11 protein-coding genes and 2 pseudogenes are annotated in these 15,627 nt (G+C 61.5%); 9 read left to right on the top strand and 4 right to left on the bottom strand.

What is annotated here, in order from left to right; genetic code table 11:
* Positions 1-28: 28 nt before the first annotated feature.
* The 9 genes and pseudogenes from IPG63_18130 to IPG63_18090 all read left to right on the top strand — a co-directional run bounded on the left by IPG63_18130 (position 29) and on the right by IPG63_18090 (position 12,752).
* Positions 29-808, top strand: coding sequence for a HAMP domain-containing protein (locus IPG63_18130; GenBank protein MBK6729089.1), 780 nt, complete (start codon positions 29-31; stop codon positions 806-808).
* Between the two features lie 7 nt (positions 809-815).
* Positions 816-1,271: a sensor histidine kinase gene (locus IPG63_18125; GenBank protein MBK6729088.1), complete on the top strand. Its 456-nt coding sequence runs from the start codon at positions 816-818 to the stop codon at positions 1,269-1,271.
* Positions 1,272-1,560: 289 nt separating this feature from the next.
* Positions 1,561-1,896, top strand: a complete 336-nt coding sequence (locus IPG63_18120) for a hypothetical protein (protein MBK6729087.1) — start codon at positions 1,561-1,563, stop codon at positions 1,894-1,896.
* A gap of 73 nt (positions 1,897-1,969) precedes the next feature.
* Positions 1,970-3,220: a TolC family protein gene (locus tag IPG63_18115; protein MBK6729086.1), complete on the top strand. Its 1,251-nt coding sequence runs from the start codon at positions 1,970-1,972 to the stop codon at positions 3,218-3,220.
* Positions 3,221-3,249: 29 nt separating this feature from the next.
* Positions 3,250-4,472 (top strand): annotated as a pseudogene (locus IPG63_18110) (efflux RND transporter periplasmic adaptor subunit).
* A gap of 10 nt (positions 4,473-4,482) precedes the next feature.
* Positions 4,483-7,671 (top strand): CusA/CzcA family heavy metal efflux RND transporter, encoded by a 3,189-nt coding sequence (locus tag IPG63_18105; GenBank protein MBK6729085.1) that lies wholly within the window; start codon positions 4,483-4,485, stop codon positions 7,669-7,671.
* A gap of 59 nt (positions 7,672-7,730) precedes the next feature.
* Complete coding sequence (locus tag IPG63_18100) at positions 7,731-8,189, top strand: hypothetical protein (GenBank protein MBK6729084.1); 459 nt, start codon at positions 7,731-7,733, stop codon at positions 8,187-8,189.
* Positions 8,190-8,441: 252 nt separating this feature from the next.
* Positions 8,442-9,731: a tyrosine-type recombinase/integrase gene (locus IPG63_18095; protein MBK6729083.1), complete on the top strand. Its 1,290-nt coding sequence runs from the start codon at positions 8,442-8,444 to the stop codon at positions 9,729-9,731.
* Between the two features lie 6 nt (positions 9,732-9,737).
* Complete coding sequence (locus tag IPG63_18090; protein ID MBK6729082.1) at positions 9,738-12,752, top strand: Tn3 family transposase; 3,015 nt, start codon at positions 9,738-9,740, stop codon at positions 12,750-12,752.
* Between the two features lie 118 nt (positions 12,753-12,870).
* Here IPG63_18090 and IPG63_18085 read toward each other — a convergent pair whose 3' ends face one another.
* The 4 genes and pseudogenes from IPG63_18085 to IPG63_18070 all read right to left on the bottom strand — a co-directional run bounded on the left by IPG63_18085 (position 12,871) and on the right by IPG63_18070 (position 15,120).
* Positions 12,871-13,203: a YegP family protein gene (locus tag IPG63_18085; protein MBK6729081.1), complete on the bottom strand. Its 333-nt coding sequence runs from the start codon at positions 13,201-13,203 to the stop codon at positions 12,871-12,873.
* A 220-nt stretch (positions 13,204-13,423) separates the two neighbouring features.
* Positions 13,424-13,903 (bottom strand): hypothetical protein, encoded by a 480-nt coding sequence (locus tag IPG63_18080; GenBank protein MBK6729080.1) that lies wholly within the window; start codon positions 13,901-13,903, stop codon positions 13,424-13,426.
* Positions 13,904-13,912: 9 nt separating this feature from the next.
* Complete coding sequence (locus tag IPG63_18075) at positions 13,913-14,578, bottom strand: ImmA/IrrE family metallo-endopeptidase (protein MBK6729079.1); 666 nt, start codon at positions 14,576-14,578, stop codon at positions 13,913-13,915.
* A gap of 246 nt (positions 14,579-14,824) precedes the next feature.
* Positions 14,825-15,120 (bottom strand): annotated as a pseudogene (locus IPG63_18070) (type II toxin-antitoxin system RelE/ParE family toxin).
* Positions 15,121-15,627: the final 507 nt, after the last annotated feature.

Raw genomic sequence — 15,627 nt, 5'->3', positions numbered from 1 at the left:
AATCGCCGTGGGGATGTTTACGTACGCGATGATGATCGCGACGGGCGTTCTCGGATTGGGTTACATCACCAATGAGAGCGTCGAGATCGTCGTCTGGCAGTCACTGCTGAACAGCGAGATCGACGATCTGATCAAGCACCGCGCGCTAGATCCCAATGCGCCGCTGCCAAGCAGCAGCAACTTGCATGCGTATGCGGTGGAGCGCGCTCAGGTGGACGCATCCGGACTGCCGGTCGCGCTGGCCGCATTGACCCCCGGATTGCACGATGAAGTCGAGCTTGGGGACCGTGAGGCCGCCGTCATGGTCAGGGACGCAGGCGCGCAACGGTTCTACATGGTCATCGACATCACGGCACTCGAGGCCGACGAACGCGCGTTGACGGCGTGGCTACTGGTGGTGACGGGCGTCGTGACCGTCCTGCTTGCGGCACTCGGGTGGTGGATATCAGGGCGACTGCTTCGTCCGCTGTCGAATTTCACCGCCGAAATCGATCAACTTCGACCGACCACGGGTGGTAAGCGCGTGTCCTTCGACGCGCTCGCACAAGACGAAATTGCCTCGATCGGTCGCGCGGTGAACGGTCTGCTCGGCCGCATCGATGGACTCGTTGCTCGCGAACGCATCTTCATCACGACCGCAAGCCACGAACTGCGTACGCCCATCGCTGCGATCATAGGCGCGGCCGAGGTCGCGGCGGGTCAGTCCGATTTGTCGGAGGCAGCGCGCAAGCCGCTGCAGCGCATCCAACGGGCGTCGCGCGATATCGATCAACTCATTCGTCCTACTGGTGTTGACGAAGTCTCCTGAACGCATCATGGAGAGTGCCGGCCTATTTGCGTTGGACGAAGTCGTTGATGAAGTGGTCGGTGATCACGCGCCGCTGACGGCCGCTAAATCGCTGACCTTGCGCGTGGGCGCGCTCGCCCCGTGCAACATCCAGGCCCCGATCGGGATCGCGCAAATCGCTATCGCCAATCTGGTGCGCAATGCGATCCAGCACAGTGATCATGGCGTCGTCTCTGTTTCCATCGAACCTGCCGGCGTCGTTCGAGTCGTTGATCCCGGGCACGGGATGCCTGCCGAAGACATCAGCAAGCTGTATGCAACGCTTGCGCGGCAGGGCGATGGACAACACGGGCGAGGCGTTGGATTGGAACTGATGGGACGTATCTGCGAACACCTCGGCTGGGTCCTCGAGATCCAAGCGGACGAAGGCGGCGGCACCTTGGCGACACTCGATCTCAGGTGTTCGTTCGTGGGGCCAAGGTGAGTCACCAGCGCTTTCGATCGTCGGTTCTCCGGCGATTGGCATCGCGCCGACGACGAAAATCGGCGACGGTCTGGTGCGCTGAACCTGGGCTCCTACAACTCGCGCACGTTGGACCCCGGTTGGAAACGTGAACACATCCCGACGCCATGATGCACGGTGTGACATCGTCCCGCCACCCCGAAGCATTCTTTTTCCCGTTGTCCGTCCATAGCGACTCATGCATACTGCCGGGATGCCCTCGTTGCTTGCCCACTGCCGACTTGCACTCTCTCGCCACCGCGGATTCCGTGTGTTGTGGGTGTTGACGGTGCTGGGTCTGCTGCTCGGTGGCATGCCACGTTGGGAAATGCATCAGCACGAGATTGCTGACCACGATCATGGCCATCACCATTTGGCATCCGCCGATGATGCAGCGGAAGTCTTGGTCCAGATCGACGACATCGATGACAAGACCGATGCTGTGCTGACCCACCTGCATGCCATGCCGTCGCTGTCGATCGCTCTGATCGACGCCTCGCTGCCTGTGCTTCGCGCTCTGATTCATCCCGCACCAGCAGTCGCGACGGTCGTTCTGACCGCGCCTGCCGAGCGCTGGCCACCGCCTTACCGACCTCCGATCGCCTGAACCTCGTTGAATGTGCCAGGACCGCTGCGGCGGCCGGCCCTTGCGTGTGTTCAGTGGTAGATGGGAGCAATCCATGAAGTTCAAGAAAGGTTGGACCCTGTCCTTGGCCGGGGCGATGGGCTTTGTCGCGAGTGCGATTCAGGCACAAGGTCTCACGCTGGACGAAGCGGTGCGTCGCTCGTTGGCAGACAATGCTGCGCTGCGCGCCGAGGGCGCTGCCGTGGCGGCCGTCAGGCATCAGGCGGCGGCGGATGGGCTCGCGCCACCGTTGACGATCGGCACCGAAGTTGAAAACGTCGCCGGTACCGGGGATGTATCGGGTATTCATGGCGCCGAGACGACATTGCGTCTCGGGCGCGTGTTTGAACTGGGCGGCAAACAATCGGCGAGACGCGCGCTCGGCGAGGCTCAGGTCGCCCGACAGCTCAATCTCGTCGAACAGCGGCGGCTCGATGTCGCTGCCGACGTCGCATATCGCTTCATCGAGGTGGTGTCCAAGCAAGCCCGACTTGCGCTGGCTGAGCAGGCACTGACTCTGGCGCAGGCCAGCAGGAAGGCAGTCGCCCAGCGCGTCGAGCGCGGTCGCAGCCCACAAGCCGATTTGCATCTTGCGGATCTCGCCGTGATCCGCGCCGAGTTGGAGCGAGAAGCAGCGGGCAATGAACTCGCCAGTGCACGCGTCACGCTGTCGGTGCTCTGGGGCCAACAACAACCGGATTTTGAGCGCGCATCTGGCGAACTCGAAGCGCCACCAGCGATCGCACCGTTCGAAACTCTGGTCGAACGCTTGCCGCACAGTCCCGACCAGCAGGCGTTCGCGCTGGAGTCGCAGCAAATTGCGGCCCAGACGCGCGTCGCTGAAGCCAGTCGCAGGCCGGATCTGCAAACGACCCTTGGTGTGCGGCGACTCGAAGCGATCGACGACCAGGCGTTGGTTCTGTCGTTCTCATTGCCGTTGGGAATGAGTGCGCGTTCCAGCAGCGCCATTGCCAAGCAACAGGCCGAGGGCGAACGCGTGGAAGCACAGCGCAGCGTGACTGCGTTGGATGCCTATCAGTCCCTGTTCGGTCGCTATCAGAGCCTGCAGCGCGCGCGCCATGAATTCGAGACCATGCGCGAACGCATGATCCCGATCGCTGAAAAGGCACTGGCGTCGACGGAAGCGGGCTACGAAGAAGCGCGCTTCTCCTTCCTGCAAGTCGCACAGGCCCGAACCGTACTACTCGGGCTGCAGCGCGACGTCATCGACGCTGCCACCCGCTATCACCGACTTCTCGCCGACATCGAGCGCGCTACGGCCGTCTCCGGAGAACTGAATCCATGAACCTCTTCGCTACTTGCTGGCCGACGTTGATGACGCTCGGCCTGATCAGTGTCCTCGCTGCGTGCGGCGACTCGACGCCGAAACCCACAGAAACTGAGGGCGCGCATGCCCCGTCGCGGCTGAATTCGAACGTGGCCCGCACCGTGGCCGCATGCTGCGCAAGGACAACTTTGCACTCGAGGTCACGATCTTCGAGACCGGGGTGCCGCCGCAGTTCCGGCTTTACGCGTATCTCGACGACAAACCGCTGCCGCCCAGTGAGCTCAAGGCATCGATCGTGCTGGGCCGACTCGGCGGGATCCGCGATGCCTTCAGCTTCGTGGCCGAGGGCGATCACCTTGCGGGCAGCGGCACAGTCGTGGAGCCTCACTCATTCGATGTCGCGGTCAGCAGCAGTCATCGCGGGCGTGACTACCGATGGTCGTACGAATCATACGAAGGGCGGACCATCATTCCTGCCGCGATCGCAGAGACCGCCGGCGTGACCATCGAACAGGCCGGGCCTGCGGTGATCCGCGACGATCTGTCCTTGAAAGGTCGCGTTGCGCTCAATGGCGATCGCTACGCGGAAGTGCGTGCGCGCTTTCCGGGACCGGTGCAAAAGGTGCAAGTCAACATCGGCGACAACGTGCGCGTCGGGCAAACGCTGGCGATCGTCGAGAACAGCGACACCCTGGGGACATACGCGGTGAGCGCACCGATCGCAGGCGTCGTGTTGGCCCGACACACGAATGTCGGCGATGTCGCCGGCAACGAACCGTTGTTCGAGATTGCCGATCTCTCGGTGTTGTGGCTTGAACTGCACGCGTTCGGCGACGATGCCGCGCGACTGCGCGCTGGTCTGCCAGTGCGCATCGACACGACCCAGGGTGGTGATGCAGTGGTCACCAGCGTGCAGCGTGTGCTGCCGCTCGCAAGCAGCGCCAGTCAGAGCGTGGTCGCACGCGCGTTGCTGCCGAATCCCGACGGCCAATGGCGCCCGGGCATGGCGGTAGGCGCCAAGGTCACCGTCAGCGCACGCGAGGTGCCGGTGGCCGTCCGGTTGCCGGCGCTGCAACGGTTCCGCGACTTCACGGTCGTGTTTGCACGTGTCGAGCAGACCTATGAAGTACGCATGCTCGAACTCGGTGAGCGCGACGACGAACGCGTCGAGGTGTTGGGCGGCATCGCACCAGGGACCGACTACGTCGTCGAGCAGAGCTTCCTGATCAAGGCCGACATTGAAAAGTCCGGCGCCAGTCACGACCACTGAGGATCAGACCATGCTCGAACGAATCATCCGGGCGGCGATCAACCATCGCTGGCTCGTCCTCGTCCTTGCCAGCGCACTGGCTGCGCTTGGCGTCCACAACTATGCGCGCCTGCCGATCGATGCCGTTCCCGACATCACCAACGTGCAGGTACAGATCAACTCAGAGGCACCAGGTTATTCGCCGCTCGAAGCCGAACAGCGCCTGACCTATCCGATCGAAACGGCACTCGCCGGGCTGGCCAAGCTCGACTACACGCGCTCGATTTCGCGCTACGGGCTGTCGCAAGTGACCGCCGTATTCGACGACGGCACCGATATCTATTTTGCACGTCAGCAAGTCGCGGAACGGCTGCAGCAGGCGAAAAGCCAGTTGCCACCGGGTGTCGACCCGACGCTCGGGCCAATCGCAACGGGTCTCGGCGAAATCTTCATGTACACCGTCGAGTCCGAACCGGGCGCGCTGAAAGCCGATGGCACGCCGTGGACACCGACCGATCTGCGCACGCTGCAGGACTGGGTGATCCGGCCCCAGTTGCGGCATCTGGAAGGCGTCACCGAAGTGAACACGATCGGCGGCCACGTCCGTCAGATCCACATCACGCCCGATCCAGCCCGACCGATTGCTTTTGGCCTCGGCCTGCGCGATGTGATGGACGCGGTTGCGCGCAGCAATGCCAACGCGGGCGCCGGCTATATCGAACGTAGCGGTGAGCAATACCTGATTCGCGTGCCGGGACAAATTGGCGCGGTCGAGGAACTGCACGACATCGTCGTCGCGCATCGCGAGGGCGTGCCTGTGCGCTTGCGCGAGGTCGCCCAGGTCGGTGAAGGCGAAGAGTTGCGAACAGGCGCCGCGACCGAAAACGGCCGCGAAGTCGTACTCGGCACCGTGTTCATGCTCGTCGGCGAGAACAGCCGCGCCGTCGCCCGTCGCTCCGCTGCACGGCTCCTGGAAGTCAACGCCGGGCTCCCTGAGGGCGTCAACGCGAAAGCCGTCTACGACCGTACGAACCTGGTCGATCGCACCATCGCCACCGTGCAGAAAAACCTGTTCGAAGGCGCCTTGCTGGTCATCGCGATCCTGTTCCTGTTGCTCGGTAACCTGCGAGCGGCGCTGATTACGGCCGCAGTGATTCCGTTGACGATGCTGATGACAATCACCGGCATGGTCGAGAACCGGATCTCCGGAAACCTGATGAGTCTCGGGGCGCTCGACTTCGGTCTGATCGTCGATGGCGCCGTGATCATTGTCGAGAACTGCCTGCGCCGATTTGGCGAAGCACAGCATCGCCACGGCCGGCTGCTCAGTCGCGAAGAACGCTTCGAACTCGCGGCGGAAGCCACGACGGAAGTGATCAAGCCGAGTCTGTTTGGCCTGTTCATCATCACCGCGGTGTATCTGCCGATCTTTGCGCTCACCGGTGTCGAAGGAAAGATGTTCCATCCGATGGCATTCACCGTGGTCATCGCGCTCAGCGCGGCGATGCTGCTGTCGCTGACCTTTGTGCCAGCGGCTGTCGCGTTGTTCGTCAGCGGCCGCGTCGCGGAGCACGACAACCGCGTGATCGTCATCGCCAAGAACTGGTACAAGCCACTCCTCGAAACGGCCATGTCCTGGCGCATCGCGGTCGTCAGTGCGGCGGCGCTGTTGGTCGTCGGCAGCGCGTTGCTCGCCACGCGACTGGGCTCGGAATTCATCCCGAGCCTCGATGAAGGTGACATTGCCCTGCATGCGCTGCGTATTCCGGGCACTGGACTCGATCAGGCGATCGGCATGCAGTCAGTGCTGGAAGCGCGCATCAAACAGTTCCCGGAAGTGGACAAGATCGTCGGCAAGATCGGTACCGCCGAGGTCGCCACCGATCCGATGCCGCCCTCGGTCGCCGACACCTTTATCATGATGAAAGATCGATCCGAGTGGCCCAATCCGCGCAAGCCGAAGGCTGAGCTGATCCGGGAACTCGAGGCCGCAGTCTGGACCATTCCCGGTAACAACTACGAGTTCACGCAACCGGTGCAGATGCGCATGAACGAGTTGATCGCGGGTGTGCGTGCCGACGTTGCGATCAAGGTCTATGGCGATGACCTCGAACAACTGATGGAAATCGGCGACGCGGTTGAGCGCGTCGCCGGACAGGTGCCCGGTGCGGCCGATGTGAAACTCGAACAAGTTACAGGACTACCGGTGCTGACGATCACGCCGGATCGTGCGGCGCTGGCCAAGTTCGGTCTGACCATCAACGACGTCCAGGACACCGTGTCGATCGCCCTCGGCGGTGCCTCCAGTGGTCAGCTATTCGAAGGAGATCGCCGCTTCGACATCGTCGTGCGTCTGCCGGAAAGCATCCGTACCGACATTGGTCGCCTCGATGAATTGCCGATTCCGTTGCCTGATTCAGGCGTCGAATCGCGGCGCACCAGCCTGCGTCCCGGCAATGCGGGTGACGACGCTGCGGGATACGTGCCTCTAGGTGAAGTCGCCAGCCTCGAAATCGCGCCCGGCCCGAATCAGGTCAGCCGCGAAAACGGCAAGCGCCGTGTCGTCGTCACCGCCAACGTGCGCGGTCGAGATCTCGGCGGATTTGTGGCCGCGTTGCGCGAGCAACTCGGCGCAAACGTCGAACTGCCCGAGGGCTACTGGATCGAATACGGCGGTACCTTCGAGCAGTTGATCTCTGCGAGCGAGCGTCTCCAGATCGTCGTACCGGTCGCGCTGATCCTGATCTTCGCATTGCTGTTCATGGCCTTCGGCTCGGTGCGCGATGCGATCACGGTATTCAGTGGCGTGCCGCTCGCGCTGACCGGCGGCGTGCTGGCTTTGTGGCTGCGTGACATTCCGTTCTCGATCTCGGCGGGCGTCGGATTCATCGCGTTGTCCGGTGTCGCGGTATTGAATGGCGTCGTGATGATCTCGTTCATCCGCAAGCTGCGCGAAGACGGCGAATGGCTCGACGATGCGATTCGTGACGGCGCACTGACCCGCCTGCGCCCGGTGCTGATGACGGCGCTCGTGGCCTCGCTCGGCTTCGTGCCCATGGCGTTCAATGTCGGAGCGGGTGCCGAGGTGCAACGACCTCTGGCGACCGTCGTCATCGGCGGCATCGTGTCGTCGACTTTGTTGACGTTGCTGGTGCTGCCGGCGCTGTATCGCTTGCTCCATCGCAACAGTGAAACGCTGCAGGAAATCCGCGAGAGCTGATCGGAGTGCACACCGTGACAAACACTGCTGCTGCGACACCCACGCCCCGGATGGGCCCCGTGGACGCACTGTTGCTCTTGATGACGCGCGATCGCTGGATTGAAGTGATCCGGATCGTGCTGACTGGGGTCATTGCGCTGCTGTATTGGCGTCAGTGGGTGTCCTTGCCTGTGTTGTGGGCTGCTGTAGCGATCGGGCTCTATCCACTGGTCAAGACGGGGCTGCTCGACCTCGTTCGAGAACGCAAAATCGGCACCGAGATCTTCGTCACCATCGCGACCTTGGTCGCGGTGTTCGGCGGTGAGACGGTGGCAGGTGCGGTACTGATGGTGATCATCCTGTTTGCGGAATTCATCGCCGGGCTGAACACCGATCGCGCGCGCGCCTCGATCAAGTCCCTGATCGGGTCCGTGCCGCAGGTAGCACTGGTGCGCGCAAATGGCAGCGAGCGTCTGGTGCCCATTGCCGACCTGCGTCGCGGCGACACTGGCGTCCAGTTTCTACGCAGGAATACTTGAAAGCCTTCATTCCGCGCGACGGCAGGGGCCACCGTTGTGAACGACTTTTGCCTGCACGGCCGCGCATACGTGGCCATGTGTCCCAAAACCTCCCCGTCCCAGCCTGGACACGCGGAGGCGGATTTCTCTCAAATAGAAATTATTCGTCTTGATGGTCTCGCACTTTGCGAGCAGAATTTCCTCCATGAGGATTCGCATGCTCGTTCAAAGACCTGCGCTTGGCGGCATCCCGTTGTCGCCACGCGAGTCACGATGACCTCATCGAATCTCGAACGATATTTGCAGGCCGCTACACGCGAGAACACGCGTCGCACTTACGCGTCAGCCACGCGACATTTCGAAGAGGAATGGGGCGGTCATCTGCCCGCGAGTTCCGACGCCGTTGCACGTTATGTCGCCGACCACGCCGCGAAGTTCTCAAACAATACGCTTCGGCAGCGTCTCGCCGCGCTCGGCCGGTGGCATGCCGAACACGGCTTTCAGGATCCGACGCGCCACGACCTGGTCCGTCGGACGATGCGGGGCGTGCGTGCCGTCCACGGCGCCCGCGAACAGCAGGCTGCGCCGCTTCAAATCGAGGAACTGGCCTGTGTCGTTGTCGCCTTGACCGAGCAGCGCGCCCAGGCGCGAGCGGCAGGAGACGTCGGAGACGAGCGCCGACTCACGCGCGATCTCGCGCTGTTGCTGCTCGGATTCTGGCGAGCGTTCCGCGGCGACGAGTTAGTGCGCCTCGAGGTACAGTATGTGACCCAGCAGCCAGGCGTCGGCATGACGGTCCACCTGCCGAGTTCGAAGGGCGACCGGGAAAACGAGGGGACGACCTTTCCGGTACCGGCCTTGTCGCGCTTGTGCCCGGTGGAAGCGATGCGCGACTGGCTGCAGATCTCGGGTCTGACCGAAGGGCCAGTCTTCCGTGGCATCACCCGTTGGGGACAAGTGGGCGAATCGGGTTTGCACCCGAACAGTCTGATCAGGCTGCTGCGCCAGATCCTCGAACAGGGTGGCATGCCAGACGCATCCCGATTCAGCGGCCACTCGTTGCGGCGCGGACTCGCAGGCTGGGCCAATGCAAACGGGTGGGACGTGAAGACGCTGATGGCGTACGTCGGCTGGCGTGACGTGAATTCGGCGATGCGATACATCGATGCGAATGACGCATTTTCCGCGCGCCGGCTCGAATCGGGCATCGCTGCGACGTTGCCAATCTCATCACCCGCATCGGCGCCGATCCCGAAACCTGCGCCGGTTCGAATGCACTTCGAACTGCACATGGTGCTCATCCCGTACCGTGGACGCACCGCCGGTCTGAAAGGGGCGCGCCGCCATATCGAAGAGGTGTGTCTGGCGCGCTATCAAGCGACCTGCCTGGACGAAGATCGCAGCCGTTATGCGTTCTGGCTCGAGGCGGCAGGCCAGGACGATGAATGGCTGGACGAATGTATCGCCGAAATACTCGACGAACTCCATCGAATTGCCGACAACCACCGCTGTGCGCTCGAGGCGTCGATTTGCGACTCGACCACGGGACGATCCTGGGACTGACGACCGGTGACCCTCGTACATGAGACGTCCTACCCGCGCATCAATGCCGACCTGACGCCTCAGGAAATGGAGCGGGTGTATGCGCCGACCCGCAAAGAACTCGAGTTCGTCGAACACGTCGCCAAACGCTCGACTGCGCGGTTGGGCGTCTTGCTACATTTGAAGCTGTTTCAGCGACTCGGACACTTCATCTCGATCAAGGACATCCCCGACACGATCCTCGCCTACATCGCGGGGCGCGCAGGCTACACGCGCAAGATTCCGCGCAAGCAGATCGACCAGTACGACACGTCCGGCTCTAAGCGCGAGCACTTGGCCGACATTCGCCGATATCTCAACGTGAAGCTGTCAACGCGGCCCGCTCGGGCATGGCTGCGCGAACAGGCGATTGCTCTCTGTCAGACGAAGCACCTTGTGCCTGAGCTGATCGATGCCATGTGCGAAACGCTCGTCCTGCATCGGTACGAACTCCCTGGATTCTCGACGATCGATGACATCGCGAGCCAGATCCGAGAGGAGGTCCACGACGGCTATCTGAGCGAGATCGCCAACGCGATGAGTGCGCAAGCCATGACACGCATCGACCGCTTGCTCGTCGTCGTCGACGGCAACACGACGGCCTGGCAAGGACTGAAACGCGATCCGCGCCGTCCAACGAACAAGGCCGTTCGCGCCTACCTGCATCATCTTGCAGAGCTGAAAGACATTGCGGATCTGCTGCCCAAGATCAAAATGCCGCAGTCGAAAATGCGATTCTTCCGAAGCTACGCCCAGTCGCTCGATGCCAGCGAGTTGAGAGCGCATACGCAGAAATATGCGCTCGCCGCTATTTTCATCGTCGCGCAGCGAGCCAAAGCGCTCGACGATGCGGCGGACGTATTCGGAAAATTAGTCCAAAATCTGGAGAACGGCGCGAATGAAAAACTGATCGCCCACCGGATCGAACAGAGCGAGCAGTACGACGAACTCGCGCAGCATTTTTACGACATGTTGGACGCATACACGATCGATGGCACCGCCGATCAGCGCCTCGATGCCATGGGCGACTCCATCGAGAACGATCCGGAAACTTGGAAAGAACGGTGTCAGGCCCACCTGGCCTACGCCGGCAGAAACTTTGTACCGTTCATGCGGCCGTTGTACGCGCCACAGCGACCGATCCTGCTCAACTGTCTCGAAATTATGCAGTTGAAATCGACCAGCGAGGACACGACGCTGGCCAAGCTCGTCGATCTCGTGCTCGAGCAACGCCACCAGCGCTCCGAATTCATCGATCTGGGGCGATCCGATCTATCGATCGAGCGCGACCTTGTGTGGCTCGACAAACTCTGGCGCAAACACGTCGTCGTGCAGACAAAGAGCGACGGCGTGCAGGTGCATCGCCGATTTCTCGAGCTGGCAGTGCTGTGCGCGGTCAAGCGGGAATTGAAGAGCGGTGACTTGTGCGTGCCAGACAGCGCTCGGCATGGCGATTTCCGACTGGAACTCGCGGACGACGTCACGTTTGCGGCCGAGAAAGACGCCTACGCGGAAGCGACAGGCATCTCGGCCGATGGCGAGGAGACGGTCCGCGTCTTGAAGGAGAAACTGACAAAGCGCTCGCTCGACGTCGATGAACGGTTCCCCGAAAACGCGAGCGCCAGACTGGTCGACGACCGACTCGTGTTGACGAGATATGTTGCGCCGCCAACACCAGCTGAGGTCGAACGCCTGGACCAGCTCATCAGCGAACGACTGGTTCCAGTGACGATCGTGGACGTCTTGATCGACACCATGCGGTGGTTGAAGCTGCACCACAAGTTCAGGCCACTGTCGGGCACCCACAGCCAGGTCAAGGATCATTTTGAACGGGTGGTGGCGCTGCTGCTGTGCTACGGATGCAACCTCGGTCCCACGCAGACGTCACGGTCGTTGCGCAACTTCAGCAGGAAGCAGATCGCCTGGTTGAACATCAAGTGGGTGGATGAGCAGGCGTTGAACCGCGCAATCAAAGAGACCATTAACGCCTTCGAGAAATTTGCGCTGCCGACGTATTGGGGCGACGGCAAAGCCGCGTCCGCTGACGGCACGAAGTGGACCTTGGGCGAACAGAACATCACGTCCGAGTACCACATTCGTTATGGCGGGTTCGGTGGCATCGGGTACTACCACGTCTCGAACAAGTACATCGCGTTGCTGTCGCGATTCATCACTTGCAGCAGCCACGAATCAATCTACATCTTCGACGTGCTGTACGAGAACGAGTCGGATATTCAGCCGACGCGACTGCATGGCGACACACAGGCGCAAACCGTGCCCGCGTTCGCGCTGAGCTACATCATCGGTGTCCAGTTGATGCCCCGGATCCGTCACATCGGCAAGCTCGTGCTGTACGCACCGGACAAGAAGACGAAGTACAAGAACATCGGCCAGCTGTTCGAGAAGCAGGGCCCGGCCAAACAAAGCGTCATCAATTGGGACCTCATCAAGAAGCACTACAACGACATTCTGCGAGTGGCCGTCTCTCTGAAACTCGGCCTCATCAGCCCGTCAACGATTCTTCGACGGCTCGGCACCTATAGCCAGAAGAACAAGCTGTACGAAGCCGTCTATGAGCTCGGAAAGGTGATCCGCACACTGTTCCTGCTCGACGTGATCGACGACCCCGCGCTGCGCAAGACGATTCACACGGAAACGAACAAGAGCGAGCAGTACAACGGCTTCGTCAAATGGTGCTTTTTCGGCGGTGAGTCGGCGATCACCGAGAACATGCAGCATGAGCTTCAGAAGATCATGAAGTACAGCCAGCTCGTAGCGAACCTGGTCATTCTCTACAACGTCGACCAGATGACGCGCATCGTGGCTGAACTGATCGAGGAAGGGGAGCACATCACGCCAGAGATGCTCAGGGCGACCTCACCGTACCGACGAATGCATATCAACAGACACGGCACGTACACGATGGACCTGGCGAGAAAGCACACGCGAATGGAGTATGGGGCGGCGATTGCCCGAAAGATTCCGCTTCAGGCAGCCGCATAACGGGTGTCCGTCATGAGGGTGCAGAGGTGCGCGACAACTCGGAGCAAAAATACGCTTCAGGTCAGGAGGTTACGGGTGAACGGCTGTTTTTCTGACGATTCCCGGCCGTCCCTCTAGATCAAGTCTGGTCGTCCACCGGCGCGGTCGGTGCGTTGAGCTTGACCGATTGAATGCCGCCCTCACGGGCCGCTTGCGAGGTATAGGTCTCGCTCGTTCCGATGACCTGTCCGTTGCTGGACTTCAGATTGAACATCCATTGCCCGTGGGATGCTGACTTCCGCTCATAGCGATGATCGAGGGGCGCATTGACGCGCACCGAATCGATTCCGCCTTGGGCACCTGCTTTCTGCGCATAGGTTTCGCTACGCAAAATGGTCTCGCCGTTGGCGGCCTGAAGCCGGAAAACGAACTGACCATCGACCGAACGCTTCAAGACAAACTTCGCTGCCATACGGGCACTCCTTGGGGAAGATGGGATTTACCGAGTTGGCAGCCGGCGAGAATTCGCACGGCCGCTGCGGTACAGCATGATGGGTCGTGGTCTCAGCTCCTGCGACCGTGCAATTCCCGGAAATCGTCCTGCGAAATGTCTCAATCTTCGTGCTGAGTCCGGAGCGCCAGAATTTTCGCGTCCTGATATCAACAGCCCTGAGGGCAGTCCAAACGCAACGCTAAGCCGCCTTCGCCCGGTGCCCGAGGAGCTCTTCGACGTCGAGCGTAAAGTCCAACGGCATCTGAATCGGCTGCGCAGGCCGCCGCCGGTCGTTGTAGACATCCACATCCGTTTTCAACTGCACGCAGTCTCCGACGACCTGGTTGCGCCGCTGGGCGAACGACGTCGCGAAGTGCTGATGCGGCGTGTTCGGATCGTCCATGTCGCCCCACAACGCGAGCGTGCGATTGCCCACTTTGGTGGTCGCCGCGTGCATCGCACGATAGCGCCGGCCGAATCGATCGACGCGATACTCCTCGCGAAAGACCTGCGCGATGTCCTTGGCGATGAGGTCGATGAGCGTCTTGGCGTTGGGTTTGTGAAGTCCGCGATGAAGCGCCCAAGCCGCGATCGCGTGCGGATCGATGGGCCCGGTCGAGCCGGTTTCGGCCTGGTACCGCTCAACGTAGTCACGGACAGAATCTGAATAGGCAGACATTGCGGACTCCTAATTCGAATGAACATGGCCCCAGCCATCGGCCAGAGCGGACGCAGTGACGAAGGAACGCACTTTCACCAGGTGCTTGCGATAGAGGTCATACCGCCCGAGCCGCCGCTGCAGCTGGCCTGCAGCGAGCCCGGGATGGACGTGGATGCGATTTGCGAACAACACCCTTCCTGGTGTTCGGGAACGGCAACCGACGCGTGCCATGAAATCCGAGATCTCGCTCTCGGGCACGCAGAATTCGGCCGCCGCGCGGTTGGCCACGAGTTCTTCATCCAACATCTGCTCCGATGCTGCGGCGTCCATGTCCTGGTCCAGGATGAAGGCGCGATCGCGGCCGTGCTGCTGCAAGACGTGCTCAATCTCGTGCCGCAATACGAACCAGAAGTTGTCGATGCGGTCGAGTCGCAACGACAACGCGATGACCGGCTGATCGTTGGGCAGCCAGAAGCACGCACCGTCAATCTTGCTGCCCGGGATCGGCTCAATGACGACGAAGCGAATGCCGCACTCGGCCATGATGCTCGCTACGTGGCGGGTCTCCTCGGGGGCCGATCGCAATGCCGACAGGCGCGGCAACGCCTGCCGCATTGCCGTGGCCTGGTAGGGCCTGACCACCAATTGCGACGCGAGTTGTCGTGCCCGAAACAACCACGCGAGCTGCTGCATGGTCGGCTGGATTTCCGCCTGCGTTTTCTTGGCTGCGTGGGGCCGGTGCCCAGTGCATCACCCAACTGCACGGCGTTTCCGGCGTCACCGCCTTCTTGCCAGCGATGATCTCGTTCACCAACTGAACCGGACATCTATGATTTCGGGCCAACTCGGACTGGGTCCATAATGGCGGGCTTCCAGTTCATCCTCAGGGTCGCCTGCAAACGTCTCTGCGGCCTTGTACATGTTCATCTCCTGGCGCATTCAGTGGTAATCCTCGATCGCGATGATCACGACGACCTTGCCTGTTTCGTCTGTCTTCAATGTCAGAATCAGTCGCCACTGATCATTGAGACGCATGGACCGCTGTCCGTCGCGATCGCCCTGCAATTTCTTGTAGTGCAACGAGGTCATCGCGTAGAACGTGCGTTCATCGACCGCAGCGCGAATCAACTGCATCCGCTTGCGATAGACCTTGACGATTGCGCGTCGAATCCGGCCGTGAACGCCGGGTCCGATTCCAACCGTTGCAGCGCAGGGTCTGAGAATTCGACCTCCATAGCGTCAGCGTTCGCGTCCATGTGTAGATGTGTATTTGTATACTATTACACATAGTGTAATAGGGTCAATAGACAGGTCGAGTTCTCCAGAACCACTGTGCGGATGTGGCGTGCGCTTGCGGTTTGTGGCCAGGTGTTCCCGCGGCCCGATGCCGATCCGGTCCCGTCCGGCATCGGCGTCACCGCCGCTCCGATGGGCGTCGCGGCTCGGACGCCCACTGTCCGACTGGTCGTTTGCGGCTGGACCCATGAGGTCGCTCAGAAGCCAGCAGGCACGTCGCAACCGAAGGCATGCCACGTCACGGGAGGTGCGGCCGTCGATGGAGGCCCTGTTGCGTCTGCGTCAGGTCGGACGAGGTGCGCCATCGGCATCACACCGCCCACCCCAGGACTTGTCATAAAACGGATTGGCCAACTCGGCGGCACGCAGTAACGGCGCGTGGGCGTCATCGAAGCAGGTGATCAAATCCGTCGTGAGATCAGGCGGCATGTCCAGGAGGACTTGCG

The sequence above is a fragment of the Lysobacterales bacterium genome (assembly GCA_016703225.1).
In the GTDB taxonomy this organism is placed as follows: Bacteria; Pseudomonadota; Gammaproteobacteria; order Xanthomonadales; family Ahniellaceae; genus JADKHK01.
This window is presented reverse-complemented; position numbering and strand designations above follow the sequence as displayed.

What these genes read in the sequence shown, in the direction of transcription:
- IPG63_18130 (MBK6729089.1), top strand. Translation starts at nt 29, where the DNA reads ATGATGATCGCGACGGGCGTTCTCGGATTGGGTTACATCACCAATGAG.
- IPG63_18125 (MBK6729088.1), top strand. Translation starts at nt 816, where the DNA reads ATGGAGAGTGCCGGCCTATTTGCGTTGGACGAAGTCGTTGATGAAGTG.
- IPG63_18115 (MBK6729086.1), top strand. Translation starts at nt 1,970, where the DNA reads ATGAAGTTCAAGAAAGGTTGGACCCTGTCCTTGGCCGGGGCGATGGGC.
- IPG63_18105 (MBK6729085.1), top strand. Translation starts at nt 4,483, where the DNA reads ATGCTCGAACGAATCATCCGGGCGGCGATCAACCATCGCTGGCTCGTC.
- IPG63_18095 (MBK6729083.1), top strand. Translation starts at nt 8,442, where the DNA reads ATGACCTCATCGAATCTCGAACGATATTTGCAGGCCGCTACACGCGAG.
- IPG63_18085 (MBK6729081.1), bottom strand. Translation starts at nt 13,203, where the DNA reads ATGGCAGCGAAGTTTGTCTTGAAGCGTTCGGTCGATGGTCAGTTCGTT.
- IPG63_18080 (MBK6729080.1), bottom strand. Translation starts at nt 13,903, where the DNA reads ATGTCTGCCTATTCAGATTCTGTCCGTGACTACGTTGAGCGGTACCAG.
- IPG63_18075 (MBK6729079.1), bottom strand. Translation starts at nt 14,578, where the DNA reads ATGCAGCAGCTCGCGTGGTTGTTTCGGGCACGACAACTCGCGTCGCAA.